The following is a 12,805-nucleotide window of genomic DNA, read 5'->3' on the forward strand; positions in this document are numbered from 1 at the left end:
ACCTTATCGGACCGGTATCCAGAAGGAAAAGCGGCAGCCCGTGATATCTGCACCATTGTAGAGGTTCTCCGCTTTCATCCGCCCTTGGTGGGATTCGACGATAGAACGGCACAAATTCAGGCCAATCCCCATGCCTTCAGACTTGGTGGAGAAGAAGGCTTCGAACAAACGCTCCATCACCTCGGGCGGCAAACCGCGCCCCGTGTCGGTGACTGAAAACTCAACCACGGCTTGGCCTTCTTCGTTGCGCGGCAAGACTTTGAGTTCCACATCACGTTGCGTCAGCGGGCGTTGGGCCAGGTCAATTGACTCGGCCGCATTGCGCATCAAATTCACGAGAACTTGCTCAATCAAGATGGGATCCACGTTGACGGCGGGCAGTCGTGCTGCAAGCACTTGGGTCAGGCGTACTTGGCGGCGGCGCATTTCAATGCCTGCCAATTCCACGGCTTCGCCAACCATGGCCGTCACATCGGAGGGGGTGCGGTTGGGTTCGCTGCGCTTCACAAACGTACGAATGCGTTGAATGATTTGCCCTGCGCGCTGTGCTTGGTGCGCGGTTTTTTCCAGTGCTTTGAGCAATTCTTCTTCGCTCAAGTTGTTGGCTTTGATGCGAGACACCATGCCGCTGCAGTAGTTGTTGATGGCGGTTAGCGGCTGGTTGAGCTCGTGTGCCACGCTAGACGCCATCTCGCCCATGGTGATGAGACGGCTGGCTGACTGTGCGCGTTCAGCTTGCATTTGCGCTTGCTCTTCAGCTTGGCGACGTGGCGTGATGTCTGACGCAATCACCATTTGCGCCAAGCGGCCATCCACCCAGTTGAGGTAACGCGAGCGCACTTCAAGCCATTTGCCTAACTCGGGCAGAAAAATTTCAGCGTTCTCCGCTTTGGTCTCGGTGAAGCCTTCTGTGGGCAAGCCCATCAAACCATCGTCTTGGTCTTGGCTGTCGTCGTCCGATGCGGTGGATGCACTGAGTGTGCGCGGTTGACCCGCTTGTGTGACTAGGCTCAAGTGCCCCTGCGTGGTGGTGGCAAACCATTGGCGATACAGCTTGTTGGCAAACAGCAACTCTTTGCTGCCCAACGGTGCGACGGACACAGAGGCGTCCAAACCCTCAAGCACCGTGGTGAAGCGGTCATGTGCAGCCGAGAGTTGCTCGCGCACACGGTTGGGCTCGGTGATGTCAGTCATCGAGGTCATCCAGCCCGTTTGCTGACCGCGTGCATCGACCAAAGGTGACACATACAAACGTGCATCAAAGACTTCGCCGCTTTTGCGCTTCACGCGCACTTGAAAACCGCTGGCCGTGGTGTCACCTTGCAGCTCTTGTGTGAGTTTTTGTTCCAGCGTCTCACGGTCTTCTTCAGGCCAGTAAGGGAAGGGGGGGACACGCCCCACCAGTTCGTCCTCGGTCCAGCCTGTCATTTGGCAAAACGCAGCGTTCACATAGGTGATGCGGCCTTTGAGGTCCATGGCGCGCATGCCTGTGAGGATGGAGTTTTCCATCGCGCGGCGAAAGTTGGTCTCGGCCACCAAGGCCTGCTGCGCTTGTACGCGGCGTCGGGTGTGGCGCCACGTGCCAATCAGCATCCAAGCGGTCATGGCGCTGAGCACGGCGACCAACCAAAACACGCCGTTGCCAATCAAGCCTTGCGAGGTGCGATAGGCCTGCGCATGCAGCGACAGCGCATACCCCACGGGGGTGATGGGCACTTCGTATTCGTTGGTTTGGAACAACCAAGGCAGCACCTCGGTCACTTTGGGGCGAGCTTTGTTGGCTTGACCGGCGAGCACGTTGTTGTTCACGTCTCGTAACGACACGGCATAGCGGTTGGCTATTTCGTTGGGCACGGCAAAACGCAACATACCGTCCATCGTGTATTCGGCCACCAACACGCCTTCAAATTTGTTGTGCGAGACGATGGGAACTTGCAGCTGCAGGTGCGTGTAGGGCGCTGCATTGGCGCGTTTTTCGATGATGGGTTGCGAGTAAACAGGTTGCTGCAAGTCACGCGCTAAATGGAAGGTGTTGAGCGTTTCGGTATGCGTGACGAGATTGCCCGTCAGAAAACTCATGGTCGAGTTGTTGCTGGCACTGGCATAAGACGCATGCACGTGTTGACGTGCGTTGAGCCACGTCAAACTAGCCAGCTCTGGACTTTGGTTTAACAGAGTTTGGGCTTCGCCAGAAAAAGCTTTGCTATCGGTTTCCCTGTTGGCAATGTCACGCGCCATGCGCATGATTTGTTCTTGTTTGTCCAGTAAGCGTAAGCGCAGGCGTTGTTGGGCGTACTCCACGTCACGCCGCACGACCTCTTGTTCGCGCACGATTTCTTCGTATCGCAAGTACCAAAACGCCGTCGTGATCGCTGCCATGAACAGCACTACGGCAGCCAGGGGTGCGATGAACGCGAAGCGGTCTTGTCGGTTGGGTGTTTGCTGACGCCACCAATGGCGCCAGCGGACGATCAGTTGCTTGAAAGGAGATGTGGGCAATGTTTTTGACATGTGTGGTGAGTTTATGTCTGCCTTGAAAAGCACCTTTCAGGTAATTATTGAATTTCATAATAAGAAATCAATAGTCGCTATTTGAAATTTATGGAATTTGTGAGAAACTATTTACATTCGAGCCAAAACAAGTGCAACACAGAGGAGACAAGCATGTCAGCACAACCGAACGATCCACGTAACGATGTGGACAGCCAAGAAACGCGTGAGTGGATGGACGCTTTGTCCGCCGTCATCAACGCAGAGGGCCCAGAGCGCGCCCACTTTTTGTTAGAGCAACTGCTCGAACATGCCCGCGAGAGCAGCATCGACATGCCGTTCTCTGCCAACACCGGTTACGTCAACACGATCGAACCGGACAAAGAAGCACATTGCCCTGGCAACATTGAAATTGAAGAACGTCTGCGCGCTTACATGCGCTGGAACGCGATGGCGATGGTGGTCAAGGCCAATCGCCACAACCCAGAAGACGGTGGCGACCTCGGTGGTCACATTGGCTCCTTCGCTTCATTGGCCCACATGTTTGGTGCCGGCTTTAACCACTTCTGGCACGCTGAAAACGAAAACCACGGTGGCGATTGCTTGTACATCCAAGGTCACGTGTCACCCGGCGTTTACGCACGTGCTTACCTGGAAGGCCGTTTGACCGAAGAGCAGTTGCTCAACTTCCGTCAAGAAGTCGATGGCAAAGGTTTGTCCAGCTACCCACACCCCAAACTCATGCCTGAGTTTTGGCAGTTCCCCACCGTGTCGATGGGCCTCGGCCCATTGATGGCGATTTACCAAGCGCGCTTCTTGAAGTACTTGCACGCACGTGGCATTGCCAACACTGAAAACCGCAAGGTTTGGGTGTTCTGCGGCGACGGTGAGATGGACGAAGTGGAATCATTGGGCGCGATCGGTTTGGCCGCTCGCGAAAAGCTGGACAACTTGATCTTCGTGGTCAACTGCAACTTGCAACGTTTGGACGGCCCTGTGCGCGGCAACGGCAAGATCGTGCAAGAACTCGAAGGCGAATTCCGCGGCTCAGGCTGGAACGTCATCAAGCTCTTGTGGGGCAGCGAGTGGGACAAGCTTTTGGCCCGCGACAAAGACGGCGCACTCCGCAAGATCATGATGGACACCTTGGACGGCGACTACCAAGCGTTCAAAGCCAACGACGGCGCCTACGTGCGCAAGCACTTCTTCGGTCGCGATCCACGCACGCTCGAAATGGTCTCGCACATGAGCGACGACGAAATCTGGGCTTTGAAGCGCGGTGGCCACGACCCACAAAAGGTGTATGCGGCCTACCACCAAGCTGTGAATACCAAAGACCAGCCGACCGTTTTGTTGATCAAGACCGTCAAAGGTTTCGGCATGGGCAAAGCGGGCGAAGGCAAGAACAACGTTCACCAAACCAAGAAGCTCACGGATGAAGACATCAAGTACATGCGTGACCGCTTCAACATCCCAGTGCCTGACAGCGAATTGGCCAACGTGCCGTTCTACAAGCCTGCGGACGATACCCCCGAAATGCAATACCTGCACGAGCGCCGCAAGGCCTTGGGCGGCTACTTGCCACACCGTCGCACGAAAGCCGAAGAAACCTTCACCGTGCCGTCGTTGGACATCTTCAAATCGGTGATGGAGCCTACGGCCGAAGGCCGTGAAATCTCGACCACCCAAGCCTATGTGCGCTTCCTCACGCAGCTTTTGCGTGACCAAGCTTTGGGCCCACGCGTGGTGCCTATCTTGGTGGACGAAGCCCGTACCTTTGGTATGGAAGGTTTGTTCCGTCAAATCGGTATTTACAACCCAGCAGGTCAAAACTACACACCGGTCGACAAAGACCAGGTCATGTACTACAAGGAAGACAAAGCTGGTCAGATCTTGCAAGAAGGCATCAACGAAGCCGGCGGTATGTCCAGCTGGATTGCTGCTGCCACCAGCTACTCGACCAGCAATCGCATCATGGTGCCGTTCTACGTGTACTACTCGATGTTTGGTTTCCAACGCATCGGCGATTTGGCCTGGGCTGCTGGCGACATGCAAGCGCGCGGTTTCTTGTTGGGCGGCACCTCAGGCCGTACCACGTTGAACGGCGAAGGCTTGCAGCACGAAGACGGTCACAGCCACATCATGGCCAACACCATTCCGAACTGCGTGTCTTATGACCCGACCTTCGCACACGAAGTCGGCGTCATCTTGCACCACGGTTTGAAGCGCATGGTGGAGAAGCAAGACAACGTCTTCTACTACATCACCTTGTTGAACGAAAACTACGCGATGCCTGGCCTCAAGGCTGGCACCGAAGAGCAAATCATCAAAGGCATGTACTTGCTGCAACAAGGCGAGGGCAAGAAAACTGCACCCCGCGTGAACTTGTTGGGCTCGGGCACCATCCTGCGTGAATCCATGGCTGCGCGCGACTTGCTCGCTGCCGATTGGGGCATTGCTGCCAACGTGTGGAGCTGCCCAAGCTTCAACGAACTCACACGCGACGGTCAAGACGCTGAGCGTTACAACTTGTTGCACCCCACAGAGACACCCAAGGTGCCTTTCGTGGCGGCGCAGTTGGACCCTTACGTCGGCCCCGTGGTTGCCTCGACCGACTACATGAAGGCCTATGCCGAACAGATTCGTCCGTTCATTCCTAAAGGCCGCACCTACAAAGTGTTGGGCACAGACGGTTTCGGTCGCTCTGACTTCCGCAGCAAGCTGCGTGAGCACTTTGAAGTCAACCGCCACTACATCGTGGTCGCAGCCCTCAAAGCCCTCAGCGAAGAAGGCACCGTGCCAGTGGCACAAGTGGCTGAAGCCATCAAAAAGTACGGCATCAAAGTCGACAAGATCAACCCGCTGTACGCCTAATAATTCGGGAGACACAACATGGCATTGGTAGAAGTAAAAGTCCCGGATATCGGGGATTTCGACGAAGTTGCAGTCATTGAACTGCTGGTCAAAGTGGGCGACACCGTGAAAGCGGAACAGTCCCTGATCACCGTCGAGTCAGACAAGGCCTCGATGGAAATTCCATCAAGCACGGCTGGCGTGGTCAAAGAGTTACGCGTGAACTTGGGCGACAAGGTCAAAGAAGGCTCAGTGGTGTTGGTGGTGGAAGCCGCTGGTGCTGCCGCAGGTCCTGCAGCCGCACCTGCAGCAGCTGCTCCTGTAGCCGCTGCACCAGCCCCAGTTGCAGCAGCTGCCCCCGTGGCCGCCGCTCCATCAGCATCTGGCCCCATCGAAATTCACGTGCCAGACATTGGCGACTTCAAAGATGTCGCCGTCATCGAAGTGTTTGTGAAGCCTGGCGATAGCATCAAGGTGGAGCAATCGCTCATCACCGTGGAGTCTGACAAAGCGTCGATGGAAATTCCGTCGTCTCACGCTGGCGTGCTCAAAGAGCTGAAGGTCAAAGTGGGCGACACCGTCAACATCGGTGACTTACTGGCCATTTTGGAAGGCACCGTGTCTGCCGCCGCTGCACCTGTGGCTGCTGCCGCTTCTGCAGTTGCCGCCGTCGCGCCTGCCGCCGTGGCTGCACCTACAACCGTTGCCGCTGCGGTGGCTGCTGTTGCAGCACCTGCACATGCACCTGGCGCGCCTACTTTGGGCTTGCCACACGCATCACCGTCGGTGCGCAAGTTCGCACGCGAACTCGGCGTGCCGTTGGAAGAGCTCAAAGGCTCTGGCGTGAAGGGCCGCATCACGCAAGACGACGTGCAAACGTTTACCAAGGCCGTCATGTCGGGCGCGACACAAACCAAGGCTCAAGCAGCCAAAGGTGGCGCATCTGCCGGTGGCGATGGCGCAGGCTTGGGTCTCATCCCATGGCCGAAGGTCGACTTCGCCAAGTTCGGTCCTGTCGAGCGCAAAGAAATGGGCCGCATCAAGAAGATCAGCGGTGCCAACCTGTTGCGCAACGCCGTGATGATTCCAGCCGTCACCAACCATGACGACTGCGACATCACCGACCTCGAAGCCTTCCGCGTCTCGACCAACAAAGAGAACGAAAAGTCGGGCGTCAAAGTCACGATGCTGGCGTTCTTGATCAAGGCTTGCGTGGCCGCGCTCAAGAAATACCCAGAGTTCAACAGCTCGCTCGACGGCGATGCACTGGTCTACAAAAACTATTGGCACATCGGCTTTGCCGCTGACACGCCCAATGGTTTGATGGTGCCCGTCATCCGTGATTGCGACAAAAAAGGCGTGCTGCAAATCAGCCAAGAAATGTCAGAGCTGGCCAAGAAAGCCCGCGACGGCAAACTCGGCCCCGCAGAAATGACAGGCGCAACCTTCACCATCTCTAGCCTCGGCGGCATTGGTGGCAAGTACTTCACGCCCATCATCAACGCGCCCGAAGTGGCCATCCTCGGTGTGTGCAAGAGCACCATGGAGCCCGTGTGGAACGGCAAAGAATTTGTGCCACGCTTGATGTTGCCTTTGAGCTTGACGTGGGATCACCGCGTCATCGACGGCGCAGCGGCGGCACGCTTCAACGCGTTCCTCGGTCAAATCCTCAGCGACTTCCGTCGCGTGTTGCTCTAAGGACTTGATATGGCACTGATTGATATCCAAGTTCCAGACATCGGCGACTTCGACGAAGTGGCCGTGATCGAGTTGCTGGTCAAACCCGGCGACACCGTCAAGGCTGAGCAATCGCTCATTACCGTCGAGTCCGACAAAGCGTCGATGGAAATTCCATCGTCACACGCGGGCGTGGTGAAAGAGTTGAAAGTCAAGCTGGGCGACAAGGTCAAGCAAGGCTCGGTGGTCTTGGTGCTGGACGGCGAGGGCGCTGCTGCGCCTGCGGCTTCGGCACCCGCTGCTGCACCGGCACCCACTTCGGCGCCGGCTGCTGCAACTGCTTCTGCCGCAGCGCCTGCCGTTGCCGCCGCACCCGCGCCCGTGGCCTCCAGCTTCGGTGGCTCTGCCGACATCGAGTGCGATGTGCTCGTGTTGGGCGGTGGCCCCGGCGGTTACTCGGCTGCATTCCGTGCGGCTGACCTCGGCTTGAACGTGGTCATCGTTGAGCGCTACGCCACCTTGGGTGGCGTGTGTTTGAACGTGGGGTGCATTCCATCCAAAGCCTTGCTGCACGTCGCAGCGGTGATGGACGAAGTGGCTCACATGGCTGACCTCGGTGTGGACTTCGGTACACCCGCTGTCAACATCGACAAGCTGCGCGGCCATAAAGAAAAAGTCATTGGCAAACTCACAGGCGGCTTGGCTGCCATGGCCAAGATGCGCAAGGTCACCACCGTGCGCGGCTTGGGCCAGTTCGTAGGTGCAAACCACCTCGAAGTGTCGGAGACCACCGGCACTGCACAAGAACAAAACGGCAGCAAAAAAGTGATCGCCTTCAAGAAGGCCATCATCGCTGCAGGCTCACAAGCCGTGCGTTTGCCTTTCATGCCCAACGATCCACGCGTGGTCGACAGCACAGGCGCTTTGGAACTCAAAGAAGTACCCAAGCGCATGCTCATCTTGGGCGGCGGCATCATTGGCCTGGAAATGGGCACCGTTTACAGCACGCTGGGCGCACGCCTGGACGTGGTGGAAATGATGGACGGCCTCATGCAAGGCGCTGACCGCGACTTGGTCAAGGTCTGGCAAAAGATGAACGCCAAGCGCTTTGACAACATCATGCTCAAGACCAAGACCGTGTCCGCACGCGCCTTGCCCGAAGGCATTGAAGTCACGTTTGCACCGGCAGAAGAGGGCGGCACAGCCCCCGCGCCGCAGGTGTACGACCTCGTGTTGCAAGCCGTGGGCCGCACGCCCAACGGCAAAAAACTCGCCGCTGATAAAGCAGGCGTGTCTGTGACCGACCGCGGCTTTATTAACGTCGACATTCAAATGCGCACCAACGTGCCGCACATCTTTGCCATTGGCGACATCGTGGGCCAGCCCATGTTGGCGCACAAGGCGGTGCACGAAGCGCACGTGGCTGCCGAAGTCATCGCGGGCGAACTTCAAGGCAACAAAGAGCTGGCTGCTGCGGCGTTTAACGCACGCGTCATCCCAAGCGTGGCCTACACCGACCCCGAAGTGGCATGGGTGGGCTTGACCGAAGACCAAGCCAAAGCGCAAGGCATCAAGGTGAAAAAGGGCTTGTTCCCTTGGACCGCCTCGGGCCGCGCCATTGCCAACGGCCGCGACGAAGGCGTGACCAAACTGCTGTTTGACGATTCACCCGAGGCCCACGGCCACGGCAAGATCTTGGGCGGCGGCATGGTCGGCACACACGCGGGCGACATGATTGGCGAGATCGCTCTGGCCATCGAGATGGGCGCAGACGCTGTGGACATCGGCAAAACCATCCACCCACACCCCACGCTGGGCGAAAGCATCGGCATGGCGGCAGAGGTGGCGCACGGTAGCTGCACGGACTTGCCGCCTAGCAAGAAGTAAACGCTTCGCGCTGTAAATAAAGAAGCCGCCAACCTGAAAGGGTTGGCGGCTTTTTTACGTTCTGCCAGCCCCGTGGCTATTGATTTTTAGCGTGCGCAATAGCCTCATTTAAACCTTGCTTGATGCTGCCAAATGCATCAACCGGCAATGATCGAATTTCATAACTCGTACTCCGCCCACTCGCCTCAGACCGCATCAACACACCGCGCTCTAGCAGTTCGTTGATGTCGCGCAGCGCGGTGTCTTGTGAGCATTTGGCAATCGCTGCCCACTTGCTGGTGGTGAGCTTGCCGTCAAAGCCATCTAGCAGTTTGTTGAGCAGTTTGATTTGTCGCTCGTTCATGGGTGTGTCGGCCCATTGCCGCCAGAAGTTGGCTTTGCTCAGCACAGCAGACAGCGTGCCTTGTGCGCCTTGCACGGCGCGCAGAAGGCAACCCAAAAACCACTCTAGCCAATCGGTCACGTCCAGCGTGCCTTTTTGGGTGCGTTCGAGTTGGTTGTAATAGTCTTTGCGTTCGCGCTGGATTTGTGCCGACAGACTGTAGTAGCGCTGCGCAGTGCCTTCGGCGCGGGCCAGTGCCAAGTCGCCCACGGCGCGGCCCATGCGGCCATTGCCATCGTCCATCGGATGCACCGTCACAAACCACAAGTGGGCCAGCCCGGCTTTGATCAGCGGGTCGTCTTGGCTGGCGGTGTTGAACCAATCTAGGAACAGCGCCATTTCAGCGTCTAGCGTATTCGCGGGCGGGGCTTGGTAGTGCACGCGTGGGCGGTACGACGGGCCAGACACAACCTGCATTGGGCCTTGTGCGTCGTTGCGCCACGCACCTACGCGGATGGGCGTCATGCCGCTATAGCCTGTGGGGAAGAGGGCGGCGTGCCAGCCGCACAGGCGCTGCACTGTCAGTGCTTGGTCGTGTTGTTGGGTTGCATCTAGCACCATGTCCACCACGCCGTCCACATGGCGGTCGGTGGGGGCCAGTGCGCCAATGTCCACGCCTAAGCGGCGGGCGATGGACGAGCGCACCGACTCGGGGTTGAGCATTTCGCCCTCGATCTCGCTGGTCTTGATCACGTCTTCGGTCAGCACGCGCAGGGTGGCTTGGTCGCGTTGCTCTAGGCCAATGTCGTGCATGCGGCCCAGCAGCAGCCCTTGTGCGTGGTGCACTTGCGCCAGTAGTGGGGCCAAGCGCGTGTGCGCGTAGGTCCACTTGGGCCAAGTGTCTTGCTGCCAGATATAAAGTTTATCGCCGCTATTCATGCGGTGATTATGCGGTGAATGCGCCTCATGCGCAAGATATTCGGTGCATATTTTGCGGTGATTATGTGGTTTTATCGCCGCAAACGCATGGCGGAGGAAGTGGCGCACGGCAGCAACGCTGACTTGCCGCCTAGCAAGAAGTAAACGCTTCGCTCTTTATAGTCAGACGCAATGGCTTGGCCGATTCCCCCTTAACCGCGTGTAATACTTAGCCCTATAAGGTTGAAACTCCAACCCCTCGTTAGTAAAAAATGACCCAAGAAACCAATAACCTTGCCGCCGACCTGTGGGCGCTTGCCGACCTGCTGCGCGGCGACTTCAAACAGAGCCAATACGGCCGCGTCATCCTGCCTTTTGCCCTGCTGCGCCGTCTGGAATGCGTGTTGGAAAGTAGCAAGTCTGCTGTGCTGGCCGAAGCCGCAAAGGTGGAGAAGATGGCCATTGCCGAAGAGGCCAAGGAAAAGCTGCTGTTGCGCGCTACCGGGGGCTTAAGCTTTTTCAACACCTCGCCCATGGACCTGAGCACCCTGGGCGAGTCGGGCATCAAGGCCAATCTGGAGCGCTACATCCAGTGCTTTTCCAAAGACGCCCGCGAGATTTTTGACCACTTCAAGTTCGCCGAATTCATTGGCCTTCTGAACGATGCCAACCTGCTCTACAAGGTGGTGCAAAAAGTCCGCACCATGAACTTGCACCCCAAGGCCGTTTCCAACTACGAGATGGGCTTGGTGTTTGAAGAGCTGATCCGCAAGTTTGCCGAGAGCTCGAACGAGACGGCAGGCGAACACTTCACCCCGCGTGACATCGTGCGGCTCACCACCTCGCTGGTGTTCATGGAAGACGACGAAGCCCTGACCAAGCCCGGCATCATCCGCACCGTTTATGACCCAACAGCGGGGACGGGTGGCTTTCTGTCGGCGGGCATGGAATATGTGCACGAGCTGAACCCCCAAGCCGCCATGCTCGGCTTTGGTCAGGAGCTGAACCCCGAAAGCTACGCCATCTGCAAGGCCGACATGCTCATCAAGGGGCAGGAAGTCAGCAACATCAAGCTCGGCAACACGCTCTCCAACGACCACCTCTACGCCAGCAAGTTCGACTACATGCTCTCCAACCCGCCCTTTGGCGTGGACTGGAAAAAGATCGAAGGCGACATTGCCGACGAACACACCCTCAAAGGCTTTGATGGTCGCTTTGGCCCTGGCCTACCGCGTGTGTCCGACGGCTCGCTGCTGTTTCTGCTGCACCTCATCAGCAAGCTGCGCGATGTGAAAGAAGGTGGTTCACGCATTGGCATCATCCTCAATGGTTCGCCGCTGTTCACCGGTGGCGCAGGCTCGGGTGAATCCGAAATCCGCCGCCATATTTTGGAAAGCGATCTGCTCGAAGCCATCGTCGCACTGCCCACCGACATGTTCTACAACACGGGCATTGCCACTTATGTGTGGGTGCTCTCCAACAAAAAGCCCGCCGAGCGCAAAGGCAAGGTGCAGCTCATCAATGGCGTCAATCTCTGCGGCAAGATGCGCAAATCGCTGGGCAGCAAGCGCCATATGATGGACGACGCCGACATCGCCACCATCACCCGCTGCTTTGGCCAATTTGAGGTGGTTGAGGCGCAGGCGCTCGATAAACCGGCTGAAGTCAAAAGCAACCGTGGCCGCCAAGCCGCCAATCCCAAGCCCGAAGCCGTCAAAACCTTCGCTAGCAAAATTTTTGCCACGCACGAGTTTGGCTACCGCCGCATCACCATCGAGAGGCCACTGCGTTTGTCGTGGCAGTTCAGCAGTGAACGCATCGCCAGCCTGCGCATTGAGTCCGGCGCACTCGGCAGTGCCATGCAGTGGATCTACACCGAGTATGGTCAAGACCACTGGCAAGACACGGCTGATTGCGAGCTCTACGGCCAGCTTGACGACTATGCCGTCGAAATCCGCGCCTATCTCAAAAGCCACTTTGCCGACCTCAAGGAAAAGCAGATCAAAGACCTGCTCGACGCAAGCACCTGGCTGGCACAAAAGGCCGTGCTGCTCAAGGCCCGTGCCCTGCAAGGCGAAATCGGCAGCGATCAGCAAGACGACTTCAATGGCTATGACGAAGCCATCAAGGTCGCCAGCAAAAAGGCGAGCATTTCGCTGGACGCCAAAGAGAAAAAGCAGATCGCCGATGCCGTGAGCTGGAAGAACCCAGCCGCCGAAAAGGTGATCAAGAAAGTTCACAAAGGCAAGGCCACCCCCCTGTACGGCCTGTTCGACGTGAACAAAGAAGTCATCGAATACCAAGCCGATGGCGAACTGCGCGACTTTGAAAACGTGGCACTAGACCCCAGCCGCACAGTGAGCGCAAGCGTAGAGGCCTACTTCATGGCTGAAGTGCAGCCGCATGTGCCCGACGCGTGGATCGACGCCAGCAAGCGCGACGCCAAAGATGGCGAGATCGGCATCGTGGGCTATGAAATTCCGTTCAACCGCCACTTCTACCAGTACCAGCCGCCACGGCCGCTGGCAGAAATTGACGCCGATCTGGATGCCGTGAGCGCCGAGATCATGGCGCTGCTGCGCGAGGTGCATTCATGAGCTGCTTGGCTTATCCTGCCTCGCCAATTCTCTCAACACTGCTGAGAGAATTTCCAAAACT

General features: G+C 57.5%; 6 protein-coding genes. 4 read left to right on the top strand and 2 right to left on the bottom strand.

What is annotated here, in order from left to right:
* Positions 1-3: 3 nt before the first annotated feature.
* On the bottom strand, positions 4-2,511 hold the full coding sequence (locus B9Z44_RS13455; RefSeq protein WP_108358533.1) for a PAS domain-containing sensor histidine kinase: 2,508 nt from the start codon (positions 2,509-2,511) through the stop codon (positions 4-6).
* A gap of 153 nt (positions 2,512-2,664) precedes the next feature.
* On the opposite strand from B9Z44_RS13455, the gene aceE reads away from it, so the two are divergent.
* The 3 genes from aceE to lpdA are packed head-to-tail and all read left to right on the top strand — an operon-like array spanning position 2,665 to position 8,907.
* Positions 2,665-5,364 (top strand): pyruvate dehydrogenase (acetyl-transferring), homodimeric type, encoded by a 2,700-nt coding sequence (gene aceE, locus B9Z44_RS13460; RefSeq protein WP_108358534.1) that lies wholly within the window; start codon positions 2,665-2,667, stop codon positions 5,362-5,364.
* 18 nt (positions 5,365-5,382) lie between these two features.
* Positions 5,383-7,041, top strand: a complete 1,659-nt coding sequence (gene aceF, locus B9Z44_RS13465; protein ID WP_108402665.1) for a dihydrolipoyllysine-residue acetyltransferase — start codon at positions 5,383-5,385, stop codon at positions 7,039-7,041.
* A gap of 9 nt (positions 7,042-7,050) precedes the next feature.
* On the top strand, positions 7,051-8,907 hold the full coding sequence (lpdA, locus tag B9Z44_RS13470; protein WP_108402666.1) for a dihydrolipoyl dehydrogenase: 1,857 nt from the start codon (positions 7,051-7,053) through the stop codon (positions 8,905-8,907).
* 76 nt (positions 8,908-8,983) lie between these two features.
* On the opposite strand, the gene B9Z44_RS13475 is transcribed toward lpdA, so the two are convergent.
* On the bottom strand, positions 8,984-10,168 hold the full coding sequence (locus B9Z44_RS13475; RefSeq protein ID WP_108402667.1) for a Fic family protein: 1,185 nt from the start codon (positions 10,166-10,168) through the stop codon (positions 8,984-8,986).
* Between the two features lie 251 nt (positions 10,169-10,419).
* Between B9Z44_RS13475 and B9Z44_RS13480 the strand changes: the two genes are divergently transcribed.
* Positions 10,420-12,744, top strand: coding sequence for a type I restriction-modification system subunit M (locus B9Z44_RS13480; RefSeq protein WP_108402668.1), 2,325 nt, complete (start codon positions 10,420-10,422; stop codon positions 12,742-12,744).
* Positions 12,745-12,805 lie beyond the last annotated feature (61 nt).

Origin of the sequence: Limnohabitans curvus (genome assembly GCF_003063475.1) — a bacterium.
GTDB lineage: Bacteria > Pseudomonadota > Gammaproteobacteria > Burkholderiales > Burkholderiaceae_C > Limnohabitans > Limnohabitans curvus.